This is a genomic window from Neisseria meningitidis, from assembly GCF_022869645.1.
In the GTDB taxonomy this organism is placed as follows: Bacteria; Pseudomonadota; Gammaproteobacteria; order Burkholderiales; family Neisseriaceae; genus Neisseria; species Neisseria meningitidis.
In genome coordinates this window covers 1322957-1345651 of sequence record NZ_CP064367.1, presented here as the reverse complement: position 1 = coordinate 1345651, position 22695 = coordinate 1322957, and the positions used below count along the sequence as shown (strand labels likewise).

The following is a 22695-nucleotide window of genomic DNA, read 5'->3' as shown; positions in this document are numbered from 1 at the left end:
CGATATCCCACCAGCGCGGTAACCTAAAAAGACATCTTACAAGCAATCTTGCAATGTGTTTCAGGACTACCGTCTGCGTAGGGCAGTTACGATTAAATCTTACGATCCCTACGGTCTTGGACATCTACTTAATTTTAAGTAGCCCAAATTCAAGCAGCCCAGAAAACCAAACTGCTTGAAAATTCCTTAAGATTAGTTATTTACGCTTGATGTATCAACGCGAATACCCAAACCCATGGTGCTAGACACAGCAACTTTTTTCAGATACTGACCTTTAGCGGCAGCAGGCTTGGCTTTAACGATAGCATCCAGCAACGCATCAAAGTTCTCTTTCAAGTCAGCTTCAGCGAAAGAAGCACGACCAATCGTTGCATGAACGATACCTGCTTTATCTGTACGGTATTGTACTTGACCTGCTTTTGCATTTTTTACTGCTTCAGCAACGTTAGGAGTAACAGTACCTACTTTAGGGTTTGGCATCAAGCCTCGAGGACCCAAAATAGTACCCAACTGACCAACAATACGCATTGCATCGGGAGAAGCAATAACGACATCAAAGTTCAGATTGCCTGCTTTGATTTCAGCAGCCAAATCTTCGAAACCGACGATATCTGCACCAGCTTCTTTAGCAGCTTCTGCATTTGCACCTTGAGTAAATACAGCTACGCGAGTTATCTTACCGGTGCCTTTAGGCAGAACGACTGAACCACGGATAACTTGGTCAGATTTACGCGGATCAACGCCCAAGTTGAAAGATACGTCAACAGACTCGTCAAATTTAGCAGTCGCTGCTTTTTTTACCAAAGCAATTGCTTCATCAATTGCATATAATTTATTGGCTTCCACAGAAGAGCGAAGAGCTTTCAAGCGTTTAGATACTTTAGCCATTATACAACACCCTCCACATCCAAGCCCATTGAGCGAGCAGAACCTGCTATAGTACGGACAGCCGCATCCAAGTCAGCAGCAGTCAAATCAGGCTCTTTAGTTTTAGCAATTTCTTCCAACTGGGCACGGGTCAATTTACCCACTTTGTTGGTCAGAGGATTAGAACTACCTTTTTGCAAACCGGCAGCCTTTTTCAACAAGATAGAAGCTGGCGGGGTTTTCATCACAAATGTGAATGATTTATCTGCAAATGCAGTAATCACAACCGGAATCGGTAAGCCAGGCTCCATACCTTGGGTTGCAGCATTAAATGCCTTACAAAATTCCATAATATTCAAACCGCGCTGACCCAAAGCAGGACCAACCGGAGGAGATGGATTGGCTTTACCTGCAGGAATTTGCAGTTTAATATAGCCGATAATTTTCTTTGCCACTTAACGAACTCCTAAAAACGGGTAAGACGCGGAACCATTTCCGCTCCCCAAGTTAATTTTTGATTCTATCCTCTTATTGCTTTTTTTTCAAGTATAAAAATCAGTTAATCTTTTCAACCTGGCTGAACTCCAGCTCAACGGGTGTTTCTCTACCAAATATCTGAACAGACACGCGTAACTTATTCCGTTCATAATTGACCTCCTCAACCACCCCGTTAAAATCCGCAAACGGCCCTTCATTTACACGAACCTGTTGACCGACCTCAAATTCAACTTTTGGTTTCGGCTTCTCTATGCCGGTCTGAACCTGCTGTAAAATAATTTCAGCCTCTCTCTGACTAATCGGCGTAGGTCTATTAGCCCTCCCTCCAATAAAACCGGAAACACGGGGGGTGCTTTTTACAAGATGCCAAGAGTCATCTGTCATTTCCATCTCAACTAGCACATAACCAGGATATGACTTTCTTTCACTAATAGTCTTACGACCATTGCGGATATCAACAACTTTCTCTACAGGCACCAGAATTTGTCCGAAATAATCTCCCATCTCCTCACGGGCAATGCGCTCTTCCAATATTCGTTGGACATTCTTCTCAAACCCCGAATACGCCTGTACAACATACCATTTTTTCGACATCTCAACCTTCCCTTCTCAGCAATACATCAAAAAATAACCACGAAATTGCTGTATCTGCCGCATAGATAAATATAGAAAGCACAGCAACAAACACTATAACAAATACAGTCATTCTGACAGCATCTTCACGCTTAGGCCAAACCACCTTTTTGAATTCGAACCAAGAATTTGAGAAATATGCAAAAAACCCTTCCTTACCGGAATTAGATGCAGATTCTTTATCTTGAACAACCAGTTGATCCACTTTAACGTTCTTTTTTTCAGGCGTATGTTCTGTCATATTATTTATCCATCATAGCATCTGTCTATTCTCAATCCATGTAAATGGCAAGAGAGTTTACTAAATAACAAATACAAAAAAATTAACCGACACAAGGCCGGTTAATTTTTTATTTGGCAGGCCAAGAGGGTCTCGAACCCCCAACCCTCGGTTTTGGAGACCGATACTCTACCAATTGAGCTATTGGCCTCTAAACTTAAGCGATAACAGAAGAAACCACGCCGGCACCCACGGTACGACCGCCTTCGCGAATCGCAAAGCGCAAACCTTCTTCCATAGCGATAGGCGCAATCAGTTCTACGGTGATGGTTACGTTCTCGCCCGGCATTACCATTTCCACACCTTCTTCCAAAGTAACCGCGCCGGTTACGTCGGTGGTACGGAAGTAGAATTGGGGACGGTAGTTGGCGAAGAACGGGGTATGGCGGCCGCCCTCTTCTTTGCTCAGTACGTATACTTCTGCTTTGAACTTGGTGTGAGGAGTGATTGTACCCGGTTTAGCCAATACTTGACCACGCTCTACGTCTTCACGTTTGGTACCGCGCAGCAATACGCCTACGTTGTCGCCTGCTTGACCTTCGTCCAGCAGTTTGCGGAACATTTCAACACCGGTACAAGTGGTTTTTTGAGTTTCTTTCAGACCGACGATTTCGATCTCGTCACCGACGTGGATGATACCGCGCTCTACACGACCGGTTACTACTGTACCACGACCGGAAATAGAGAATACGTCTTCGATAGGCAACAAGAAAGGTTTGTCCACGGCACGCTCGGGAGTCGGGATGTAGCTGTCCAATGCAGCAGCCAATTCGAAGATTTTTTCTTCGTAAGCGGCATCGCCTTCCAAGGCTTTCAGTGCGGAACCTTGTACGATCGGGCAGTCGTCGCCGGGGAAGTCGTAGCTGGACAGCAGGTCGCGGATTTCCATTTCAACCAGTTCCAACAGCTCGGCATCGTCGACCATGTCGCATTTGTTCATGAACACGATGATGTAAGGTACGCCTACTTGACGGGCCAGCAGGATGTGTTCGCGGGTTTGCGGCATAGGACCGTCGGCTGCGGAACATACCAGGATTGCACCGTCCATTTGTGCGGCGCCGGTAATCATGTTTTTAACGTAGTCGGCGTGCCCCGGACAGTCTACGTGTGCGTAGTGGCGGGTTTCGGTTTCGTATTCCACGTGCGAGGTGTTAATGGTAATACCGCGTGCTTTTTCTTCGGGTGCGTTGTCGATTTGGTCGTAAGCTTTTGCAGCACCGCCGAATTTTTTAGCCAAAATAGTAGTCAAAGCGGCAGTCAGGGTGGTTTTACCATGGTCAACGTGACCGATGGTGCCAACGTTTACGTGCGGTTTGCTACGTTCGAATTTTTCCTTAGCCATGGCAATATCCTATATATCTAAGCCTTAAAGAAATGAATAATCGAGAGATGGTGCCCATGGGCAGATTTGAACTGCCGGCCTCTCCCTTACCAAGGGAGTGCTCTACCCCTGAGCTACATGGGCCTAATTGTTTGGAGCGGGTGAAGGGAATCGAACCCTCACCGTAAGCTTGGAAGGCTTCTGCTCTACCATTGAGCTACACCCGCATTACTCGCTACTGCCCCAAGTAAGAATTTTGGTGGAGGGAGAAGGATTCGAACCTTCGAAGCTTTCGCAACAGATTTACAGTCTGCCCCCTTTGACCGCTCGGGAACCCCTCCAAAAGAGAACGTTAGTTTATTAGCGGCTTGCTTTTCCGTCAAGTTTTTTTTTGATTTTATTTCAAAACAGACATAATTTGATGTTTTAAAAAGAATTTATTTAAACTGGATAATCTTTTCGTATTTCGCCATCAACTCGTCATGGGTTTCGGGATATTCTTCGTCAATCAGGATGCAGTCCACCGGGCAAACCTGCTGGCACTGCGGCTCATCGTAGTGTCCGACGCACTGCGTGCAGAGGTTGGGGTTGATTTCGTAAATTTCCTCGCCTTGGGAAATGGCATCATTGGGGCATTCGGGTTCGCATACGTCGCAGTTGATGCACTCGTCGGTAATAAAAAGCGACATTTCTTTTCCTTTTCCACTAAATTATCAAAACCGGGCGGGCGCGGATTATAGCACAAGGTTTTTTTGAACCGGACGGTTGCAAACGAATGTTTACAACTCGGAAATGATTATCAAAGCGCATATTATTCAGCCACTTGGAAAACCCTTAATTCAAATGTACTCTGCCCCGATTTCCCCTCTCTATATTCCGTCAGCCAATCGGGAATATCCGGCAGCGTACCCGCCTCGAGATAGACGAATGACCGGGGGTTCAGGCACGGCTTCAAGGCATCAAACAGGATTTGCCAGTCCTGCCATGCAAACGGCGGGTCGAGAAAGACAACATCAAACTGTTCGGATACGGTCTTCAAATATGCGATGCCGTCTGAACAGACGATTTGCACCTGCCCCAAACCCAGTTCGCGACTGTTTTTCTGCAAGGTCTGCGCGGTTTGGCGGTTGTTATCCGAAATCAGCACGCGTTTGGCGTTGCGCGAAGCGGCTTCTATACCGAGTGCGCCGCTGCCTCCGAAGAGATCCAAAACCGTTTTACCCGTCAAATCCTGTCCCAGCCAGTTAAACAGCTTTTCACGCACGCTGTCGGGTGTCGGACGCAGTCCGTCGGCGGATGTGAAACTTAATTTCCTGCCCCGGCATTGCCCGCCGATAATGCGTACCCGGTTACTGTGTTTGGTATGTTTGCCTGCCGCCATAATCAAAAACCTGTAAGTTCAAACGGTATTATACAAGACCTGTCAAAGAATATGCCGTCTGAAAACTTTTTTCAGACGGCATATCTGTTTAAACGGTTTCGGTCAGCTTGCGGAGCAGCTCGATTTCTTTGTCTTTGTGTTCCAACATTTCTTTACAGTGTTTTAATTCCATTTTTAACAAATCCAGCTTTACCGATGCATCCTGAGCGGTATAGATTGCAAATTCCCCGCTGTTGGTATCCACATCGTTAATCTGCAACACCATCCCGCCGCCGCCCGATTTGAGCAAGTCCCACATATCAATTTTGAAAATCTGCGCCAACTGCTCCAAACGCGGGATATTCAACTGCGTTTCGCCTCGTTCGATTTTGGCATACCCGCCTGCCGACATCGCCAGCTTTTCCGCCATATCCTCCTGGGACCATTTATTCAATTCGCGCATCAGGCGGATTTTTTCGTGGGTTTCCATAAGCTGAACTTTCTGTATAGATGGTTGAATTATTGGGATAGATTTTAAACTTCTTCTGGCTGGTTAGGCAATTAACTATTAGATAAGATTTTTTCCTTTTTACAAAAAAAGGGAAAACATGGAATTCCTATCTCTTCACCCTTGGTGGTCTTTTTTTATTATATTAACTATTATCCTTAGCTATATTGGATTCTGTGCACATTTCCACATTCAAAATGGGGCAGTTTTCTTTTATAGCTATCGGGATGTAACTATTGTTTTCTTGACACCTGTCATCCTCATCGCCCTAAGTTATTTAATTAAAAATAAAGAAATCCTATCAGCTTGTATCTTATGTATAACTCTTATTGCATTTTCATGGGCATGGATTATAATCTATCGACCTAATACTAAAAGGTTTTTTCTTTCCCTATTGATAGTATGGGGAAAATTGTTATTAAGTACTATTGTTTGGGCAATTCTCGCCATATCACTTGGCTTAGCTGTAATAACAGGGAACAGCAAGCGTAAAAAATATGAACGACGTGACCGTCATGCTGAACGTAATGAAAAAGCTTTTATAGGTGCGCTATTAGTAGGTTTCGAATTATCAAGAAATTTATTGAATTTATGTTGCCTACACAAGGATTTTTCCACCCCATCTAAAAACATTGAAGTCAATCGCTCTTAAATTTTAAAAGGAAGAGTTCATGATGAAGGATTTGAATTTGAGCAACAGCCTGTTCAAAGGCTACAACGACAAACATGGCTTAATGATTTGTGGCTATGAATGGGGTTGGAGTAAAGCCGATGAGGCTGCTTATGTAGCAGGTGAATACAAACTCCCTGAAAACAAAATCGACCATACATTTGCAAACAAATCCCTCTATTTCGGAGAGCAGGCAAAAAAGTGGCGTTACGACAATACGATAAAAAATTGGTTTGAAATGTGGGGACACCCCTTAGACGAAAATGGATTGGGCGGTGCATTTGAAAAATCCCTGGTTCAAACCAACTGGGCTGCTACACAGGGCAACACTATCGACAATCCCGACAAGTTCACACAACCCGAGCACATCGATAATTTTCTCTACCACATCGAAAAACTGCGTCCGAAAGTCATCCTCTTCATGGGCAGCAGGTTGGCGGATTTTCTGAACAACCAAAATGTACTGCCACGCTTCGAGCAGTTGGTCGGTAAGCAGACCAAACCGCTGGAGACGGTGCAAAAAGAATTTGACGGTACACGTTTCAATGTCAAATTCCAATCGTTTGAAGATTGCGAAGTCGTCTGCTTTCCCCATCCCAGTGCCAGTCGCGGTCTATCTTACGATTACATCGCCTTGTTTGCGCCTGAAATGAACCGGATTTTATCGGACTTTAAAACAACACGCGGATTCCAATAAACCAATCACAGAAAAGCAAAGGTCGTCTGAAAATTTTTCAGACGACCTTTTCTCTTTCAAACCAACCTAATCTCACTCTTTCGGTGCAGGCGGTTCAATCTGTTCTTTCCAGCCGCATTCTTTTTGCGGACAAACTTTTTCCACGCCCCAGCGTTTGGTGGTTTTGATGGTCAAGACCGGCCAATGGCAGTTCGGGCATTCTTCGGCAACGGGCGGGTTCCAAGTGGCGTAGTTGCAGTCGGGATAGGTGCTGCAACTGTAAAACAGTTTGCCGTAGCGGGATTTGCGCTCGACGAGGTTGCCTTTTTTGCATTGCGGACACTGGACGCCGGTATCTTTCGGTTTTTCCAGCGGCTCGACGTGTTTGCATTTCGGATAGTTGGCGCAGCCGATGAATTTGCTGCCGGTGCGGCTGTATTTGTACACTAGGCGACCGCCACATTTCGGGCACTCGCGTCCGTCGAGTTCTGCCTGTTCGGCTTCGGCTTTGGCGATGCGTTCGGCAGCTTCTTCGGCGGTTTCGTTGACATTGCGCGTGTAGCTGCACTCGGGATAGCCGGCGCAGGCGACGAAGCGACCCATTTTGCCGAACTTGATTTGCAGTTTGTGTCCGCCGCATTTGGGGCAGGTTTCGTCGAGTTCCTGCGTGGTAAATTTGGCGCGTTCGATGCCCTCTTTTTCTTCCACTTGCTTGATAAACGGCTTCCAGAATTTGTCCATCACGGGAATCCATTGGCGTTTGCCGTCGGCAATTTCGTCAAGCTGGTCTTCGAGTTTGGCGGTGAAGTGGTAATCGACGTATTGGGCGAAGTGTTCGGTCAGGAATTTGTTGACGATGTCGCCTGTGTCGGTGGGCATGAAGCGTTTTTGCTCAAGGGTAACGTATTCGCGGTCTTTGAGCGTGGAGATGATGCTGGCGTAGGTCGAAGGGCGGCCGATGCCGTATTCTTCAAGGGCTTTAACCAGCGTCGCTTCGTTGTAGCGCGGCGGCGGAGTGGTAAAGTGTTGTTCGCCGTAAAGTTTATCCACGGGCAATTTGTCGCCTTCGCTCATTTCGGGCAGTTTTTTGCTGTCTTCACTCTCTTCGTCGTCGCTGCTTTCTTCGTAAACGCTAAGGAAGCCTGCGAAGGTTTGCACTTGTCCGGTTACGCGGAATACGCCTTTGCCGACGGTAATATCGACGGTGGTTTGGTCGAATTTGGCAGGCGTCATCTGACAGGCGACGGTGCGCTGCCAAATCATTTGATAGAGTTTGAACTGGTCTGCGCTCAGGAAGGGTTTGACGCTTTCGGGCGTGCGGTACACGGAAGTCGGGCGGATCGCTTCGTGCGCTTCTTGGGCGTTTTTGGATTTGGTTTTGTATTGTTTGGCGGCACTCGGCAGATATTCTTTGCCGATTTTGTTTTCGATGTAATGGCGGATTTCGGTTAACGCTTCATCCGCCAAATTCACGCTGTCGGTACGCATATAGGTAATCAGACCGATCGCGCCCTGCCCTACGTCTATACCTTCATAAAGCTGTTGGGCGGTACGCATGGTGCGGTCGGTGGTGAAGCCGAGTTTGCGCACAGCATCCTGCTGCATGGTAGAAGTGGTGAACGGCGCGGCGGGATTGCGGCTGCGCTTTTTCTTTTCAATGGCGGTAACGACGGCCTCTTTGCCTTCGAGTTCTTTCAACACGTCGGCTTGCGCGGCTTCGTTCGGCAGGTCGAATTGTTCGAGTTTCGCGCCGTTGTATTGGGCGAGTTTGGCGGTGAACTTGCTGCGGCCTTTGTGGCTGTCGAGATGCACCGTCCAATATTCCCGCGCTTCAAACGCGCGGATTTCGTTTTCGCGTTCGCAAATCAGGCGCAAAGCGGGACTTTGCACACGACCCGCGCTCAAACCGCGGCGGATTTTTTTCCATAACAATGGCGAAAGGTTAAAGCCGACCAAATAGTCCAAAGCGCGACGGGCTTGTTGCGCATCGACCAAGTCCATTTCGATTTCGCGCGGATTGGCGACGGCATCGAGCACGGCGTTTTTGGTGATTTCGTGGAACACGACACGCTGCGGCTTGATGTTTTTCAAGCCGCGTTTGGATTTGAGGATTTCCAAAAGATGCCAGGAAATGGCTTCGCCTTCCCTATCCGGGTCGGTGGCGAGGTAGATGTTTTCAGCTTCTTTGGCACCGGCGACGATGGCATCGACGTGTTTGCCGTTGCGGCTGATGAGTTGGTATTTCATCGCAAAGCCGTTGTCGGGATCGACCGCGCCGCTTTTGGGGACGAGGTCGCGGACGTGTCCGTAGGATGCAAGGATTTCAAAATCGCCGCCCAAATATTTTTTCAGGGTTTTGGCTTTGGACGGGGATTCGACGATTAATAGGTTTTTCGCCATTTGTCGTTCTCTGGATGGTGGTTTTGATGCCGGCGTTTCAGACGGCCTCGGGCGGGCCGTCTGAAGCCGCTTCAGTTCATCGTGGGTTTGTTGTCGAGTAAAAGCGCGCTCATCAGCTCGTCGCCGACCAACACGGGCAGCTCGCTCTTGTTTGCCCATAAAAGCAGCAGGGTCAGCACTTTGGCGGTATCTACGGTAATTTCGTCGCCGGGGATGTGCATCAGCGCGTGGATGATGATTTCCCGCTGTTCGCAGCTGACGGCTTTTTCTTCAATCAGATACTGCATCAGCCCCATCACTTCCTGCGGCAGGTTGTCGGTTTCTTCTTTGCTGTACACGCGCAATGCGCCGCTGTCGGCGGGTTCGGCGGAAAATTCGGAGCTGTTGAGCAATACTTCCATCATCATCAGGGTGTTGCCGATTTCCATCGTATCGAAACCCGCTTCTTCAAGCAGCATACCCAAGTCTTCGGGCGGCGGACAGGTATCGAAATCTTGGAAATGTTCGATGAGGTAGGCGATGACTTCGGTCATTCGTGTTCCTTAATATAAAGTGCGTTCAAGTTCGGATACGCTGGTATCTGCCGCCGGGCATTGCGGCAACGCTGCCGTCCAATTCCAATTCCAACAGTGCGGCATACAAATCTGCGGCAGGCATAGCCAACTGTCCGGCAAGCACGTCGGGATGGATGGGGTCGAAACCCATTTTATCCAGTATGCCGCCGACGGCTGTGCCGCCTGCCGCCGCTTCAGACGGCATTTTTGCGGCAGGCGGCGGGGCGTATGCCGTCTGAACGGCGCGGCGTCCCGTGTCGGGCGTATCCTTATTTATAGAATATGATGAAGCACCCGTATTTTGCAATAGCCCCGGGCATTCGTTCAGGATGTCGTCCAGGCATTCCACCAATTTTGCGCCGTCTTTAATCAGTTTGTGGCAGCCTTTGCTGTGCGGATTGTCTATCGAACCGGGTACCGCCATCACTTCGCGCCCCATTTCTGCCGCCAGGCCGGCGGTAATCAGCGAACCGGATTCCAAGGCGGCTTCAACCACCAGCGTTACTTGCGACAGGGCGGCAATCAGGCGGTTGCGGCGCGGAAAATTGCCGGCATACGGGCGCGTACCGATGGGAAACTCGCTGACAATCAATCCTTTTTCGGCGATTTCATAGGCAAGGTTTTTATTGGACGGCGGGTAAATGCGGTCTATACCCGTCCCCCACACGGCGATGGTGCCGCCTTCTGCCTCCAGTGCGCCCTGATGGGCGGCAGTATCGATACCGGAAGCCATACCCGACACAACGGGGATATTTTGCCCGCCCAACGACTTGCCGAAATCTTTGGCAATCCGCATCGCCTGCGGCGTGGCATGGCGGCTGCCGACGATGGCGGCGGAAGGCTTGTGCAGCAGCCGCACGTTGCCGCGCAAAAACAAAACCGGCGGCGCGGTCAGCCCCTGCGTCAGCATTTCGGGGAAATCTTCATCCTGAAGCAGCATCAGGCGGCATCCGTCCCGCATTTCCCATTCCAACGCCGCTTCTGCCGCCTGCCGCGCCAGAGCGCGTTTTTCCGCATTGCGCCAAGCCTCAAGCGCCTGTTTGTGCCGTATCAGTGCCGCCACCTGTTCCGCCGGTGCGGACAGGGCATTTTGCGCGCTGCCGAAACGGCGCATCAGCAGCAGGAAACTTTCCGCGCCGATATAGGGCGTAAACGCCAATTGCAGCCACGCGAAACGTTCGTCCTCTGTCATAAAATCCGTCCCCTTACGATTTCAGACGGCATTTGCACCAAATGCCGTCTGAAAACAAAAGCCCGCAACCGGAAAACCGGCCGTCCGGGCTTATTCTTCGGTTTTTTCCCCCGCCCGGCGCGAAACGCCGATGCCGAGCTGTTTGAGTTTGCGGTAAAGGTGCGTGCGTTCCAAACCGACTTTCTGCGCCACTTTGCTCATATTCTGACCTTCTTGGGCGATGTGGTACTCGAAATAACGCCGCTCCACCTCCTCCCTCAATTCGCGCAGGGGCAGGTTGAAATTAAACCCGCCCACCATATCTTCCGCTCCCTCGGCAGGCACATTCTGCCCCAAAAGGGAAGAAACCGCCCCTGCACCGATTTCCTGCCCGTCCGCCTCCAACAACAGCGTTGCAACGACACTGCTCAACTGGTCAAAATTTCCCGGCCATTCATAACGGGTCAATGCGGCAAGCGCATCTTCACTGAATGAGGCAGGCGCAATCTTTTGGCTTTCCGCCACATTGCAGGTAATCCCCTGTATCAGGAAGGGAATGTCTTCATGCTGCATACGCAGGGGCGGAATACGGACGACCGATTCCGACAGCAGTTCCGCCAGCTTTTCCTCGCAGGCAATGCCGTCTGAACCTGCCGCCCTGCTGCCCGATGCGACCACCCTGACGCGGCGGTGTTCCGCCTTTCCGACAATAAAGGCAATGCCGGCTTGGATGTTGCGGCTGTACTGGGCGATGTCGCCGACATACAAAACGCCGCCCTCCGCCTTCTGCAACAGTTCCATCGGCATATCGATCAGATATTCGACCCTTGCCGGGCTGACCCACGGCGTACCGTTTTTATGGAAATAGCGTGCCACCGTTTCAAACGGCGAACCCGCCTCGCCCGTCAAAAGTACGGGAGAGGCACATTTCACCGCAGCCCCTACCTCACGGTTCATTTCCTGAATCGCCGCACTGTTGCCCAGCTTGTCGAATACAGGCCCCGTTTCGGTTTGCGCCGCACCGTACTTCAACGCGTTTTCGACGGCAGACAGCAGCTTTTGCAGGGAAATCGGTTTTTCCAAAAAGTCGAGCGCGCCGATTTTGGTCGCTTCTACGGCGGTATCGATGCTGGCATGCCCGCTCATCATCACCACCGGCATATTGAGCTGCCCGTTTTTCGCCCACTCCTTCAAAAGGGTGATGCCGTCGCAATCAGGCATCCAAATATCCAGCAGCACCATCGCGGGGCGCGCCTGATGGCGCAGCTTGCGCGCCTCTTCGGCGTTTTCCGCCAATGCGACCGAATAACCTTCGTCCTGCAGGATTTCCGACAGCAGGTCGCGGATGCCGATTTCGTCGTCTACAATTAAAATATCGCTGCTACGCATAAGTTTCTACCGTTTTTGGCAAGATGATTCTGACACACGCGCCGCCCGCATCCTGATTGCTCAGGCTGATGCGGCCGCCGTGTTCTTCAATGATTTTTTTCACCACGGGCAGTCCCAATCCCGTTCCAGCCGGTTTGTCCGTTACATACGGCTCGAAGGCATTGTGCAGCATTTCCCTGCCGAACCCCTTGCCGTTGTCGCAAACTGTCAGGACAATCCGTCCGTCCTGCCCCGCTTCCGATTTTACCCTGACTTCGGGCACATCGGCTTCTTCCGCCGCTTCGGCGGCATTTTTGAAAATATTGTGCAGCACCTGCCGCATGGCGGTCGTATCCGCCGCCATCATCAGCGGTTCGCCGGCAAGTTCCGCCGCAAACCGGCACGGACCAGCTTCGTACAATGCCAACACATCGCCGATTAAGGCGTTCAAATCCTGATTTTCCAATTTGAGCGAAGGGGAACGCGCGTAATTGCGGAATGCCTCGACCATTTCTTTTAATGCCGCCACTTGTTTGATGATGGTGTCGGTCGAACGTGTCAGGATTTGCGCGTCCTGCTCGTCCAGCTTCCCGCCCAATTTCCACGCCAGCCGTTCGGCAGAAAGCTGGATGGGCGTGAGCGGATTGCGGATTTCGTGTGCCAGCCGTTTTGCCACTTCGCCCCACGCGGCTTCTTTTTGCGCGTGTATCAAAACGGTGATGTCGTCAATCACCATTACCACGCCGTTGCCGTTGTCTTCGGGCAGGACGGTTGCCTTGCCCAGCAGGATTTTGGCATCGTCCGGCGCGGCATATTTCACATGGACCGGTTTGTCCGTACCTGCCGCCGCGCCGATGGCGGCAAACACTTCGGCAAGCAGGGACTGCTGCGCCGAAACGCCGTGCCAACCGTGCCGGCTGCTGCCCCACAGGGGGGTAAGCGGCATCCCCAAAATCTGTTCCGCCGCTTTGTTGAAGGTTTTCAGACAGCCTTGTTCGTCAAACACCACCACGCCCGTGGTCAGCCCCTCCAACACGCATTCGAGATAATGTCTGGCGGCTTCCTCGCGCCGGCGGTTGCGCTCGTCTGCTTCTTTGGCGATGGAAAGCTGCTCGGTCATGTGGTTGAACAACTTGGTCAAGCGTCCGAACTCGTCGTTGCGCAACACGGGGCGCGTCTGGCTGAAATCGCCTTGCGCCACCGCCTTCGCCCCCTCGGCAAGCGATAGGACGGGTTCGACGAAACGGCGGGCGAAATACAGTGCCATGACCAGTGCAAGAAAAATCGACAGCAGCGAGGCAATCAGCAGGGTTGCCAGGAAAAAGGTCTGCAAACCTTTTTTGCTGTAACTCAACTCAGCATATTTCGCCCTTGCCTTTTCGATTAAGACGGCATCCTCTGCCACGCCTTTGGGAACCGGCTGACGGAAAAACAAGGCGTAATCGCGCCCGTTGTGCGTACCTGCCGACAGCCAGCCCTGCGCGTACAATACGCCGCCTATGCTTTCCAAATCCCTGACCGAACCCGCCTGTTGGATTTTTTCCCAACGCGCCTTACCTGGAAACGGCTGATCGAGCTTGTGCGGGTTGATGCTTTTTTCGATTTTGCCGCTTGCGGCATTGTACAGGGCAAGCTGGGCAAAACCGCTGCCGGCGTAATGTTCCAGCACCCTGCCCATATCCCCGGGCAGGGAAGCCGCGCCGATGAGGTCTATCTGCACGGGGATGGCGTTGCCAAGGGCGTTGTCTGCCGCCAGATTCAATGCGGACTTGCTCAAATTGAGGCTGCGTTCAAGCGCCTCGTGGGTATCGTTGCCGAACCACGAATTAATCGTGCCGTTGATAAACTGTGCGGAAACGCCGAACAGAAACACGCCGGGCAGTACGGCAACCAGCGTAAACATCCCGGAAAGGCGTTTGGCAATCTGCGAACCGAATACGCCGTCGCGCCTGTCTTTCAACAGCAATATGACATAACGTGCCAAAACGGCGGACAACACCAGCAGCAGCATTGCGCTGAACGCAACAATCCACCAGAAATAATCCGCCAGCGAACTGGTGCTGCCGGTTGCCGCCGTCAGTCCGTACAACAGGACGACGGCGCATATGGCTGCGATCGGTAGAAAACGGCGCATTATTTGTTCCCGATGATGTTTAGAGGTTTCCAACCCGAATCCAAATGCCAGTTTTGAGAAGTCAATGCATTGATTTGAAAAGGCTTGGGCAGTTTTGAAGTGGACAGCGTCAGGCGGATTTCCGCCTTGGTTTCCCCTGCTTCCGCACCGGACAGCGCGCCTTTGTTCAGGACTTTCCAGTTGGCAACCGCGCCGGTCGCGCGCAATGCCGCATCCAAGGTGTCGTAGTCTGTCGAAAACGCGCCGACGGTAACGCGGTAGCGGTTGGTCAGCGGATGGAAACTCAGTTTGTAGTCAATATTGTCGTCATCGCCAATCAGTTGCCCCAATTTAAACCGATAAGAAGCGATTATCGGGGCGGAAAGCTGCCAGCTTAAGGTAAAGTTGAGCGGCACGCCCCGGCGCAACGCCTGTTGGAGCTGGTCGGGCAGCTCGGTTTGGAAGCGGCTGCTGATGGAAAGCTGCCCGCCGTCGGTTATCCTCGCTTCGGCGCGGCTCACATCTATCCCCTCCGCCGCCGCGTCCGGCAAAACGGAAAGCATCGGCAGCAGCACAAGCCATTGTTTAATGCTTTTGAATAAGCGCGTAATAAAAGCCATCTTGGTGTTTGTTCGGTAAAAGCACCCGCGATTCGATCGGTTCGGCATCGGCATGGCGGTTGAGGAATTTTTGCAATTGCCCGTCGTTTTCTTCGACGAACACGGAACAGGTGGCAAGCAGCATTCTGCCGCCCTGTTTCAGCGTCTGCCAAAGTGCGTCCAGCAGGGCTTCCTGCTGGCGGGCGGTTTTGAGCGCGTCGGTCGGACGGCGCAGCCATTTCACGTCGGGATTGCGCCGCGCCACGCCGGAAGCGGTGCATGGCACGTCGGCAAGGATTGTGTCGAAAGGCTTTCCATCATACCACGCCGCCAAATCCCGCGCATCGGCACACGCCGCCGATGCCGTCTGAAAGCCCAAACGGGCGATATTGTCCTCCACACGCTTCAGACGGCCTGCATCAATGTCCAAGGCGGTAACGCGGCAATCCGCCAGTTCCAAGATATGCCCCGTCTTGCCGCCCGGCGCGGCGCACGCGTCCAAAATCCGTTCGCCGTCTTTCGGGTTAAGGAGATACGCCGCCTGCTGCGCGCCGAAGTCCTGTACCGAAACAATGCCGTCTGAAAAACCGGGCAGGCGGTTCACCGGCACGGCTTCTTCCAACGTAACCGCATATTCGTCCAACGCCTTTGCCGCAATGCCTTCCGCAGCCAGTTTTTCCAAATAGCTTTCGGCGTTGCCGTGTCGGCGGTTGACGCGCAACGTCATCGGCGGATGGGATTGCAGCGCGGCGGCGATGTTGTGCCAGTGTTTCGGATAATGGTTTTTCAAGTAAGCCACCCACCACAGCGGCAGGTTGTGTTTCGCCACATCGTCTTTTTTGCAGGAAGCCGCAAGCTTGTCGCGTTCGCGCAAAAAGCGGCGCAAAATCGCGTTGGCAAACGAACGGTACTGCCCGCGTCCAATTTTGGCGATGCTTTCAACAGCTTCGTTGACCACAGCATGCGGCGCGTTGCGCGTGTAATGCAGTTGGTACAACGCCGCCAAAAGCAGACTTTCGAGCTGCGGATTGCCAATCGGCTTTTTCAGCATCTGCGCGAGCATATGTTTCAAACTGCCCAAATAACGCTGGCAGCCGTAGGCGATGTCCTGCAACGCGCCGTTTTCCTGCGCCGTAAGGTCGGGATGCGCGGTGCGGATTTGCGCCAACACGTCCTGAAGGTTGCGTCCTTCGGCAACCGCCGCAATGCTGTCGGCGGCAAGTTTTTGGGCAAGTGCCATACTCATATTATGTGATTCGCTTTCTTCGACTGATGGTTTCAGGCGGCATTCCCGTTTGCGGATCGGAATGCCGTCTGAAGGGATTTACAGCTTCGTCCCTGCTTCGATATGCCGTCCTGCTGCAAACGCCGCGATATTCATCCGCCTGCCGCCGGCAGGCTGCAATTCGGTAATCTTCAGCGCGTTTTCGCCGCAGGCAACGACCAAACCGTCCGCCGAACAGGACAACACTTCGCCTGCCGCGCCTTGTTGCGCCACCACTTCGGCGCGCCGGATTTTCATCGGCTTGCCCTGATACTCAACCCACGCGGCAGGCACGGGGTTGAAGGCGCGGATTTTGCGTTCGATAACCGCCGCGCTTTTGCTCCAATCGATACGCGCCTCTTCTTTGCTCAATTTTTGCGCGTAAGTAACACCTTCTTCGGGCTGTTTGACCGCGTTCAGACGGCCTTTGCTTTGAAGCTGTTGCAAATCGGCAACAACCGCCGCCGCACCGATTTCCATCAGCGCGTCGTGGACTTCGTTGGCGGTATCGGTCGGTTGGATGGCGTAGCGGTGTTCGCTGACCACATCGCCGGTGTCCAAACCGATGTCCATCTGCATAATACACACGCCTGTCTCGGCATCGCCGGCTTCAATCGCGCGTTGAATCGGCGCCGCGCCACGCCAACGGGGTAACAGCGAAGCGTGGATGTTGAGGCAGCCGTGTTTCGGCGTATCCAACACTTCCTGCGGCAGAATCAAACCGTAGGCGGCAACCACCATTACGTCTGCCTCGACCTCTTTGAGCATTTGCAGGGCTTCCGCGTTGTTGCGCAGCTTTTCGGGCTGTTCGACGCGCAAACCGAGTTCCAGCGCGGCTTGTTTGACGGGCGGGGCAGTCAGTTGCATACCGCGCCCTTTCGGACGGTCGGGCTGGGTCAGCACCAGCGGAATTTCAAAACCGGCGGCGGCAACGGCTTTTAAGGCGGCGGCGGCAAAATCGGGCGTGCCGGCAAAGATGACTTTCATAGCATATTCCTGCGTATGCGTAAGGTTGTCGGACAAGACCGTGCCGTCTGAAAACTTTGCAGCGTTCAGACGGCACGGCAAAAGGGTCAAATCGTATGTTTCTGACGTTTTTTCAGCTTGGTCTTAATCCGCCCCTGCTTGAGTTGTGAAAGGCGTTCGACAAACACGATGCCCATCAGGTGGTCCAACTCGTGCTGCACGCAAATCGCCAACAAGCCGTCCGCCTCCAGCGTGAACTTTTCGCCTTTTTCGTTCAAAGCCTCGACCTTGACGCGTTCGGCGCGGGTTACGGTGTCGTAAATGCCCGGCACGGACAGGCAGCCCTCTTCGTAAGTGGTTTCGCCGTCTTTTTCAACGATGACGGGGTTGATGAACACGCGCGGTTCGCTGCGGTCTTCGGTCAAATCCATCACGACCACGCGCTCGTGCACATCGACCTGCGTCGCCGCCAGCCCGATGCCGCGCGATTCGTACATCGTTTCAAACATATCGGCAATCAGCTTCCGGATGCGCTCGTCAACTTGTTCGACAGGCTTTGCCACCGTGTGCAGACGCTCGTCGGGATATTGCAAGATATTCAATAAAGCCATAATTTTCTCTTTCCTTCGGCGGATACGCCGCCTGTTTTTCATAATTACCGTGATGGTGCGGATAATTCGATGTTAAAATGCGGAACATTTTTTATCACGCGGCACATCCCGAGGGGCTGCCGCCGCTTTTTCCAACCCAATCAAGCAAGACAAACCGAAATTTATCAGATAAGGGGAACGGTTATGCAACGTCGTATTATAACCCTGCTCTGCGCGGCAGGTATGGCATTCTCAACACAAACTTTGGCGGCAAATTTGGAGGTGCGCCCGAACGCGCCGGAACGCTACACGGTCAAACAGGGCGACACCCTGTGGGGCATTTCGGGCAAATACCTGTACAGCCCGTGGCAATGGGGCCGCCTGTGGGACGCGAACCGGGATCAAATCCACAATCCCGACCTGATTTATCCGGACCAGGTATTGGTGTTGCGCCACGTTGACGGCGAACCGCGCCTCGGCTTGGAACAGACAGACGGCATCCCCGTCGTCAAAATGAGTCCGGATAAGGAAGTGTCCGGATACGGTATTCCCGCCATCGATGTCAACTTCTACCGCATCTTTATGCGGCACCCGCAAATCGTTTCCCGCAAAGAAACCGCTGCCGCGCCGCGCCTGCTCTCGGGCCCGGAAGGCAGGCTGCTGTACACCAAAGGCACCAGGGTTTACACCAAAGGCCTGAAAGAGCCGGGCCGCTACCTGACCTACCGAATCAATAAAAACATCACCGATCCGGATACGGGTAAATTCCTCGGGCAGGAAGTCGCATTCAGCGGCATCGTGCGCTCCCTCGACTATACCGACTCTGTCCTCGAACAACGCTCGAAACAGGCTGGAGAACGGCCGAAAGACAACGAATACCATACCCGCACCCATCCTTTGATTACCCCGCTGCGCACCCCTTCGATACAGCCGCTGGTGGTCGAAACCGCCATTTCCGAAATACAGCAGGGCGACTACCTGATGAAAATGCCGGAAGACACCGACCGCTTCAACATGATGCCGCACGAACCGTCCCGCCCGGTTCAGGCTAAAATCGTTTCCGTGTTTGAAGGCACAAGGATTGCCGGCCAGTTTCAAACCATCACCATCGACAAAGGCGAGGCGGACGGTTTGGACAAAGGCACGGTTTTGAGCCTCTACAAACGCAAGAAAACGATGCAGGTCGACCTCTCCAACAATTTCAAAAGCAGGGATACCGTCGAGCTGATTTCCACTCCTGCCGAAGAAGTGGGCTTGGCAATGGTTTACCGCACCTCCGAACACCTGTCGTCCGCCATCATTTTGGAAAACATCTCCGATATTTCCGTAGGCGACACCGCCGCCAATCCGGGACGCGATTTGGACAATATACCGGATCAGGGCCGCAGCCGCGTGAAGTTTGGCTTCAACCGCTCCGAATAATTAATCATCCGACAAAAATGCCGTCTGAAACACCTTCCGTTTCAGACGGCATTTTTCCATCTTCAATAAAATATCCGTTTGGACTTTTCCGATGTTTTTGAAATCTCCTGCAACGCCTGATTGAGCGCGCCCAACTCCAACGCCGTTTCCGAACGGCAGGCATCGCCGAAGATGTTTTTATATTCCGCCGTCAGTTTCAACATTCCTTTGAACGCGCGCCCTTCCAAAGCCGCCGACAACTCGAAAATATCGGCGAACACGCGTCCATAGGTTTCGCCCGAGGCGACCGCGTCCGTCCCCAATGCAAACATATCCATTTTTGCCAACTCGGCGGCAATCGTGCGCGCGTCTTCGTCGTCGGGCAGCACTTCCGCCTTGAACCTGACCTGTTCCGCCATCCCTTTGCCGTGGTTTTTGACCAGCAGGGCGAGCATTTGCGGCTTGTGTTCCAAGTGTTGCAAAGAAGCGTGCAGGACGGGGTGTATGCTTTCGTTCTGTATCATTTTTTCGCGGTAGAACTTTTCCGCCTTAGCCTTTGAACGCGCCGACACGAACGCCCACGCCAGCCACACCAGCGCGACGGCGGACAATGCGGACAGAAGCGGAGGCAGCTCTTCAGTATAGGCTTTCTGATTGAACCAGATTTGCGCGGTCAAAAAACCGGCAAAGAAAATCAAAACATAAAGTATCGGTGCGAAACGGCTTTGGACAGAAGCGTGCATCATCATTCCATTTCAGATTGGCAAAACAAGCGGCAGACGAAATGCCGCCCACTCGGTTTAAGGGAATCCGTCAGGCTTCCGCCACCGAATCCCGGCTGTAGGTTTTTTCGCAGTAGTGGCATTTCAGCCGCGTCTGCCCGTTGTGTTTTTTAACATAAAACCGGCTTTTGACCGGCTCGCCGTGGCTGGCGCAATTGGTGTTCGGGCAACGGAACACTTCGGCAATTTCATCGGGCAGGTTCAAATGCCGCTTCTGCACGACCTTGAAATGGTCGATGGTGTTGACCACCGCTTCGGGGGCGAACAGGGCGAGGCGGTCGGCGGCTTTGTCGTCCAAGCACACGCCTTTGATTTTGATGATGTCTTTGCTGCCTTGGGTTTTGCTGGGCAGGTTGAAGCCCACGGTTACCGCGTTGCCGTAGTGCAAAAGTTTGAACTGGCGCAGGATGGTCAGCCCCCTGCCGGCGGGAATATGGTCGATAACCGTACCTTTTTCAATGGCTTCGACACTGAGTTTCGGGGTTTCCATATCGGTTCCTCACACTTCTTCGTTCAACACCAGCGACAATATCGCCATACGCGCATAAACGCCGTTGGTCGCCTGCTCGAAATAATAGGCGTGCGGCGTGGCATCGACATCGGGATGGATTTCGTCCACGCGCGGCAGGGGGTGCAGCACGCGCAGGTTCGGTTTGGCGCGGGCGAGCATAGACGCTTCGAGGTTGAATTTGCCTTGGATTTTGGCAAATTCCTGTTCGTCGAAACGTTCGCGCTGGACGCGGGTCATATACAGGATATCCGCCCATTCCGCCGCTTCTTCCAAACTACCGAGGATACGGTATCGGCAGCCGGCTTCGTCCAACTCTTCGGTAATATAGTCGGGCATGGCTAGGCTGGGCGGCGAAACAAAGGCAAATTCACAATTCCAGCGTTTCAACGCCTGACAAAGCGAATGCACGGTACGTCCGTATTTCAAGTCGCCCGCCATGGCGATTTTGAGCTTGTCCAAACGTCCCTGTGTTTCATAAATGGTAACCAGGTCGAGCAGCGTCTGACTGGGGTGCTGGTTCGTGCCGTCGCCGGCGTTGATAACGGGGACGCGCGAAAACTCCGCTGCCACGCGCGCCGCGCCGTCTTTGGGGTGGCGTTGGATGATAGCATCAGTATATCCGGAAATGATGCGGGCGGTATCGGCAAGCGTCTCGCCTTTTTTGGCACTGGTATTCGCGCCGTCCGAGAAACCGATGACCTTGCCGCCCAAACGCTGCACCGCCGTTTCAAACGACAGCCTCGTGCGCGTGGACGGCTCGAAAAAGCACGAACCGATAAGTTTGCCTTCCAACAGGTCGCCGCGCGGATGCGCCTTCAGCTTCAATGCCGTCTGAAGCAGGCATTCCAACTGTTCGCGCGACAAATCCGAAATGGAGATGATATGCTGTCTGTAAAGCGGATTAGGCATTTTTGCCCCCCTTCCGTAAAAAACCCGCGTCAGGCGGGTATCCGGTTATACGTCCACGCCGCCCGTATGTTTGCGGAACAGCTTCGCAAAAGCGGCAATACGGCGCGTATTATCGCACATTTGCCGCCGCAAAGTTTTACCGCACGAATCCCGTACTTTTCAGACGGCATATCCAAACACGCCCGCATAAGCATAAGGTATAATCGCGCCAGACATTTCTTTTCAGGAAGCCGCCATGTTAGTCTGCAACCCCTACGAAGTCGTCATCCACGGCACAACGAGTTCCGGCAAGATTTTCCGTCCCAGCGACTGGGCGGAACGCCTGTGCGGCATTCTGTCCTCGTTTACCAAAGACAACAGGCTTTCCTACTCGAAATGGGTGCGCCCCATGCTGGTGGACAACATCCGCTGCGTCGCCGTCGATAAAAAACTGGAAACCGACAACCCCCAAATGTTCCGCTTCCTGATGGACTTTGCCGCCGACAACGACCTGCGCGTCATCGACTGCAAAGCCCTGCTCGAAGAACGCGAACAGGGCGGACAAAACAACCCTGCCGACGAACACGTCATGCTGGCACAGGCAATCGAAGAAAAACACGCCGCCGAGAAAGCACAGGAACAGACCGCCTCGGGCGCATCCTACGTTTTGCGCGAAATCGGCGCGGACGACACCGCCACCGCCTTTGCAGCCTTGAGCGTTTTGCGTTCCGCCCTGACCGACATCAACCGCTTTACCGAACAGATCAACAAAGTCCAACGCCCCCAAGGCTACCGCCTGCTGGGTATTTTTGAAGAAGGCAAACACAATGCCGTCGCCGTCTGCGGCTTCCGCGAAGCCTGCACCCTCGCCAGCGGCCGCCACATCCACATCGATGACATCGTTACCCTGCCGCAAAGCCGCCGCAAAGGCTACGCCTCGCGCCTTTTGGAAGAAGTCCGCAAAATCGGTGCGGAAACAGGGGTTACCAAAATCCACCTCAACGTCCACGTCAACCACGACCGTGCCGACGCGCACCGCCTGTATTTCAAAAACGGTTTTGAAATCTGCGCATACCACTTCCGTTGCGACCCCAAATGAAAACCCCCCTCCCCATCTGCACCCTGTCGGCACTCGCCGCCTGCACCCTTTCCGGACAAGGCGGCACTCAGGTTTACGGCGAAATCAAAGCCCGAGACCTTTGCGTTACCGCTCCTATCCTGCTTTCTGCTTTCTGTCTTGCCTGCTCTCGTTGAGCCAAGCGTTCTTGCAAGCTC

General features: G+C 52.8%; 26 protein-coding genes and 4 tRNA genes. 5 read left to right on the top strand and 25 right to left on the bottom strand.

Annotation, left to right across the window (positions count from 1 at the left end):
* Window positions 1–192: 192 nt before the first annotated feature.
* The 12 genes from rplA to IUJ45_RS06815 all read right to left on the bottom strand — a co-directional run bounded on the left by rplA (window position 193) and on the right by IUJ45_RS06815 (window position 5449).
* On the bottom strand, window positions 193–888 hold the full coding sequence (rplA, locus tag IUJ45_RS06870) for a 50S ribosomal protein L1 (protein WP_002218415.1): 696 nt from the start codon (window positions 886–888) through the stop codon (window positions 193–195).
* Window positions 888–1322: a 50S ribosomal protein L11 gene (gene rplK / locus IUJ45_RS06865; protein ID WP_002220151.1), complete on the bottom strand. Its 435-nt coding sequence runs from the start codon at window positions 1320–1322 to the stop codon at window positions 888–890. Before rplK ends, rplA begins: the two co-directional genes overlap by 1 nt.
* Before the next feature lie 100 nt (window positions 1323–1422).
* Window positions 1423–1959 (bottom strand): transcription termination/antitermination protein NusG, encoded by a 537-nt coding sequence (gene nusG, locus IUJ45_RS06860; protein ID WP_002215369.1) that lies wholly within the window; start codon window positions 1957–1959, stop codon window positions 1423–1425.
* Between the two features lies 1 nt (window position 1960).
* The gene (secE, locus tag IUJ45_RS06855) at window positions 1961–2239 is read right to left on the bottom strand and encodes a preprotein translocase subunit SecE (protein ID WP_002236599.1); all 279 of its coding nucleotides are present in this window, start codon (window positions 2237–2239) and stop codon (window positions 1961–1963) included.
* Between the two features lie 114 nt (window positions 2240–2353).
* Window positions 2354–2429 (bottom strand) — tRNA-Trp (locus IUJ45_RS06850).
* A 6-nt stretch (window positions 2430–2435) separates the two neighbouring features.
* Complete coding sequence (gene tuf / locus IUJ45_RS06845; RefSeq protein WP_002215366.1) at window positions 2436–3620, bottom strand: elongation factor Tu; 1185 nt, start codon at window positions 3618–3620, stop codon at window positions 2436–2438.
* 48 nt (window positions 3621–3668) lie between these two features.
* Window positions 3669–3743, bottom strand: a tRNA-Thr gene (locus tag IUJ45_RS06840).
* Window positions 3744–3752: 9 nt separating this feature from the next.
* A tRNA-Gly gene (locus IUJ45_RS06835) sits at window positions 3753–3826 on the bottom strand.
* 30 nt (window positions 3827–3856) lie between these two features.
* Window positions 3857–3940: transfer RNA gene (locus IUJ45_RS06830), tRNA-Tyr, on the bottom strand.
* Between the two features lie 96 nt (window positions 3941–4036).
* Complete coding sequence (locus tag IUJ45_RS06825) at window positions 4037–4288, bottom strand: YfhL family 4Fe-4S dicluster ferredoxin (RefSeq protein ID WP_002216231.1); 252 nt, start codon at window positions 4286–4288, stop codon at window positions 4037–4039.
* A 122-nt stretch (window positions 4289–4410) separates the two neighbouring features.
* Window positions 4411–4980 (bottom strand): 16S rRNA (guanine(966)-N(2))-methyltransferase RsmD, encoded by a 570-nt coding sequence (rsmD, locus tag IUJ45_RS06820; protein WP_002245790.1) that lies wholly within the window; start codon window positions 4978–4980, stop codon window positions 4411–4413.
* 88 nt (window positions 4981–5068) lie between these two features.
* Window positions 5069–5449 carry a helix-turn-helix domain-containing protein gene (locus IUJ45_RS06815; protein ID WP_002239423.1) on the bottom strand — a complete coding sequence of 127 codons (381 nt, stop codon included), beginning with the start codon at window positions 5447–5449 and terminating at the stop codon, window positions 5069–5071.
* Between the two features lie 118 nt (window positions 5450–5567).
* Here IUJ45_RS06815 and IUJ45_RS06810 point away from each other — a divergent pair, with 118 nt between their 5' ends.
* Together IUJ45_RS06810 and IUJ45_RS06805 are read left to right on the top strand one after the other, a co-directional pair.
* Complete coding sequence (locus tag IUJ45_RS06810) at window positions 5568–6119, top strand: hypothetical protein (RefSeq protein ID WP_002230190.1); 552 nt, start codon at window positions 5568–5570, stop codon at window positions 6117–6119.
* 19 nt (window positions 6120–6138) lie between these two features.
* The gene (locus IUJ45_RS06805; RefSeq protein WP_002245789.1) at window positions 6139–6834 is read left to right on the top strand and encodes a hypothetical protein; all 696 of its coding nucleotides are present in this window, start codon (window positions 6139–6141) and stop codon (window positions 6832–6834) included.
* Between the two features lie 72 nt (window positions 6835–6906).
* On the opposite strand, the gene topA is transcribed toward IUJ45_RS06805, so the two are convergent.
* The 9 genes from topA to def all read right to left on the bottom strand — a co-directional run bounded on the left by topA (window position 6907) and on the right by def (window position 17859).
* Complete coding sequence (gene topA, locus IUJ45_RS06800) at window positions 6907–9213, bottom strand: type I DNA topoisomerase (RefSeq protein ID WP_002245788.1); 2307 nt, start codon at window positions 9211–9213, stop codon at window positions 6907–6909.
* 71 nt (window positions 9214–9284) lie between these two features.
* Window positions 9285–9746 carry a Smg family protein gene (locus tag IUJ45_RS06795; protein WP_002215351.1) on the bottom strand — a complete coding sequence of 154 codons (462 nt, stop codon included), beginning with the start codon at window positions 9744–9746 and terminating at the stop codon, window positions 9285–9287.
* Between the two features lie 25 nt (window positions 9747–9771).
* Window positions 9772–10959: a DNA-processing protein DprA gene (dprA, locus tag IUJ45_RS06790; RefSeq protein WP_002245787.1), complete on the bottom strand. Its 1188-nt coding sequence runs from the start codon at window positions 10957–10959 to the stop codon at window positions 9772–9774.
* A gap of 90 nt (window positions 10960–11049) precedes the next feature.
* The gene (locus IUJ45_RS06785; RefSeq protein ID WP_002245786.1) at window positions 11050–12327 is read right to left on the bottom strand and encodes a sigma-54-dependent transcriptional regulator; all 1278 of its coding nucleotides are present in this window, start codon (window positions 12325–12327) and stop codon (window positions 11050–11052) included.
* Window positions 12320–14440 carry a sensor histidine kinase gene (locus tag IUJ45_RS06780; protein WP_002245785.1) on the bottom strand — a complete coding sequence of 707 codons (2121 nt, stop codon included), beginning with the start codon at window positions 14438–14440 and terminating at the stop codon, window positions 12320–12322. The genes IUJ45_RS06785 and IUJ45_RS06780 overlap by 8 nt, the downstream gene beginning before the upstream one ends.
* Complete coding sequence (locus IUJ45_RS06775; protein WP_002216221.1) at window positions 14440–15039, bottom strand: DUF4390 domain-containing protein; 600 nt, start codon at window positions 15037–15039, stop codon at window positions 14440–14442. Before IUJ45_RS06775 ends, IUJ45_RS06780 begins: the two co-directional genes overlap by 1 nt.
* Entirely contained in the window at window positions 15005–16264 is a 1260-nt protein-coding gene (gene rsmB, locus IUJ45_RS06770; protein ID WP_002245784.1) for a 16S rRNA (cytosine(967)-C(5))-methyltransferase RsmB, read from the bottom strand. Before rsmB ends, IUJ45_RS06775 begins: the two co-directional genes overlap by 35 nt.
* A gap of 78 nt (window positions 16265–16342) precedes the next feature.
* On the bottom strand, window positions 16343–17269 hold the full coding sequence (fmt, locus tag IUJ45_RS06765; RefSeq protein WP_002245783.1) for a methionyl-tRNA formyltransferase: 927 nt from the start codon (window positions 17267–17269) through the stop codon (window positions 16343–16345).
* A gap of 86 nt (window positions 17270–17355) precedes the next feature.
* The gene (gene def, locus IUJ45_RS06760) at window positions 17356–17859 is read right to left on the bottom strand and encodes a peptide deformylase (RefSeq protein WP_002216218.1); all 504 of its coding nucleotides are present in this window, start codon (window positions 17857–17859) and stop codon (window positions 17356–17358) included.
* A 183-nt stretch (window positions 17860–18042) separates the two neighbouring features.
* On the opposite strand from def, the gene IUJ45_RS06755 reads away from it, so the two are divergent.
* Window positions 18043–19260: a LysM peptidoglycan-binding domain-containing protein gene (locus IUJ45_RS06755; RefSeq protein ID WP_002221827.1), complete on the top strand. Its 1218-nt coding sequence runs from the start codon at window positions 18043–18045 to the stop codon at window positions 19258–19260.
* A gap of 62 nt (window positions 19261–19322) precedes the next feature.
* On the opposite strand, the gene IUJ45_RS06750 is transcribed toward IUJ45_RS06755, so the two are convergent.
* The 4 genes from IUJ45_RS06750 to IUJ45_RS06735 form a co-directional block, all read right to left on the bottom strand.
* The gene (locus IUJ45_RS06750; protein ID WP_002218543.1) at window positions 19323–19988 is read right to left on the bottom strand and encodes a hypothetical protein; all 666 of its coding nucleotides are present in this window, start codon (window positions 19986–19988) and stop codon (window positions 19323–19325) included.
* Between the two features lie 64 nt (window positions 19989–20052).
* Complete coding sequence (pyrI, locus tag IUJ45_RS06745) at window positions 20053–20511, bottom strand: aspartate carbamoyltransferase regulatory subunit (RefSeq protein WP_002245782.1); 459 nt, start codon at window positions 20509–20511, stop codon at window positions 20053–20055.
* Between the two features lie 9 nt (window positions 20512–20520).
* Window positions 20521–21441, bottom strand: a complete 921-nt coding sequence (gene pyrB / locus IUJ45_RS06740; protein ID WP_002215336.1) for an aspartate carbamoyltransferase — start codon at window positions 21439–21441, stop codon at window positions 20521–20523.
* 29 nt (window positions 21442–21470) lie between these two features.
* The gene (locus IUJ45_RS06735) at window positions 21471–21611 is read right to left on the bottom strand and encodes a hypothetical protein (RefSeq protein WP_153309789.1); all 141 of its coding nucleotides are present in this window, start codon (window positions 21609–21611) and stop codon (window positions 21471–21473) included.
* A gap of 65 nt (window positions 21612–21676) precedes the next feature.
* On the opposite strand from IUJ45_RS06735, the gene IUJ45_RS06730 reads away from it, so the two are divergent.
* Together IUJ45_RS06730 and IUJ45_RS06725 are read left to right on the top strand one after the other, a co-directional pair.
* Entirely contained in the window at window positions 21677–22519 is an 843-nt protein-coding gene (locus IUJ45_RS06730; RefSeq protein WP_002239426.1) for a GNAT family N-acetyltransferase, read from the top strand.
* Window positions 22516–22674, top strand: coding sequence for a hypothetical protein (locus IUJ45_RS06725; protein WP_002215333.1), 159 nt, complete (start codon window positions 22516–22518; stop codon window positions 22672–22674). The genes IUJ45_RS06730 and IUJ45_RS06725 overlap by 4 nt, the downstream gene beginning before the upstream one ends.
* Window positions 22675–22695: the final 21 nt, after the last annotated feature.

Excerpts from the sequence above, each read along its gene's own strand:
- rplA (WP_002218415.1), bottom strand. The coding sequence starts at position 888 with ATGGCTAAAGTATCTAAACGCTTGAAAGCTCTTCGCTCTTCTGTGGAA.
- nusG (WP_002215369.1), bottom strand. The coding sequence starts at position 1,959 with ATGTCGAAAAAATGGTATGTTGTACAGGCGTATTCGGGGTTTGAGAAG.
- secE (WP_002236599.1), bottom strand. The coding sequence starts at position 2,239 with ATGACAGAACATACGCCTGAAAAAAAGAACGTTAAAGTGGATCAACTG.
- tuf (WP_002215366.1), bottom strand. The coding sequence starts at position 3,620 with ATGGCTAAGGAAAAATTCGAACGTAGCAAACCGCACGTAAACGTTGGC.
- IUJ45_RS06825 (WP_002216231.1), bottom strand. The coding sequence starts at position 4,288 with ATGTCGCTTTTTATTACCGACGAGTGCATCAACTGCGACGTATGCGAA.
- rsmD (WP_002245790.1), bottom strand. The coding sequence starts at position 4,980 with ATGGCGGCAGGCAAACATACCAAACACAGTAACCGGGTACGCATTATC.
- IUJ45_RS06815 (WP_002239423.1), bottom strand. The coding sequence starts at position 5,449 with ATGGAAACCCACGAAAAAATCCGCCTGATGCGCGAATTGAATAAATGG.
- IUJ45_RS06810 (WP_002230190.1), top strand. The coding sequence starts at position 5,568 with ATGGAATTCCTATCTCTTCACCCTTGGTGGTCTTTTTTTATTATATTA.
- IUJ45_RS06805 (WP_002245789.1), top strand. The coding sequence starts at position 6,139 with ATGATGAAGGATTTGAATTTGAGCAACAGCCTGTTCAAAGGCTACAAC.
- topA (WP_002245788.1), bottom strand. The coding sequence starts at position 9,213 with ATGGCGAAAAACCTATTAATCGTCGAATCCCCGTCCAAAGCCAAAACC.
- IUJ45_RS06795 (WP_002215351.1), bottom strand. The coding sequence starts at position 9,746 with ATGACCGAAGTCATCGCCTACCTCATCGAACATTTCCAAGATTTCGAT.
- dprA (WP_002245787.1), bottom strand. The coding sequence starts at position 10,959 with ATGACAGAGGACGAACGTTTCGCGTGGCTGCAATTGGCGTTTACGCCC.
- IUJ45_RS06785 (WP_002245786.1), bottom strand. The coding sequence starts at position 12,327 with ATGCGTAGCAGCGATATTTTAATTGTAGACGACGAAATCGGCATCCGC.
- IUJ45_RS06780 (WP_002245785.1), bottom strand. The coding sequence starts at position 14,440 with ATGCGCCGTTTTCTACCGATCGCAGCCATATGCGCCGTCGTCCTGTTG.
- IUJ45_RS06775 (WP_002216221.1), bottom strand. The coding sequence starts at position 15,039 with ATGGCTTTTATTACGCGCTTATTCAAAAGCATTAAACAATGGCTTGTG.
- rsmB (WP_002245784.1), bottom strand. The coding sequence starts at position 16,264 with ATGAGTATGGCACTTGCCCAAAAACTTGCCGCCGACAGCATTGCGGCG.
- fmt (WP_002245783.1), bottom strand. The coding sequence starts at position 17,269 with ATGAAAGTCATCTTTGCCGGCACGCCCGATTTTGCCGCCGCCGCCTTA.
- def (WP_002216218.1), bottom strand. The coding sequence starts at position 17,859 with ATGGCTTTATTGAATATCTTGCAATATCCCGACGAGCGTCTGCACACG.
- IUJ45_RS06755 (WP_002221827.1), top strand. The coding sequence starts at position 18,043 with ATGCAACGTCGTATTATAACCCTGCTCTGCGCGGCAGGTATGGCATTC.
- IUJ45_RS06750 (WP_002218543.1), bottom strand. The coding sequence starts at position 19,988 with ATGATGATGCACGCTTCTGTCCAAAGCCGTTTCGCACCGATACTTTAT.
- pyrI (WP_002245782.1), bottom strand. The coding sequence starts at position 20,511 with ATGGAAACCCCGAAACTCAGTGTCGAAGCCATTGAAAAAGGTACGGTT.
- pyrB (WP_002215336.1), bottom strand. The coding sequence starts at position 21,441 with ATGCCTAATCCGCTTTACAGACAGCATATCATCTCCATTTCGGATTTG.
- IUJ45_RS06735 (WP_153309789.1), bottom strand. The coding sequence starts at position 21,611 with ATGCCGTCTGAAAAGTACGGGATTCGTGCGGTAAAACTTTGCGGCGGC.
- IUJ45_RS06730 (WP_002239426.1), top strand. The coding sequence starts at position 21,677 with ATGTTAGTCTGCAACCCCTACGAAGTCGTCATCCACGGCACAACGAGT.
- IUJ45_RS06725 (WP_002215333.1), top strand. The coding sequence starts at position 22,516 with ATGAAAACCCCCCTCCCCATCTGCACCCTGTCGGCACTCGCCGCCTGC.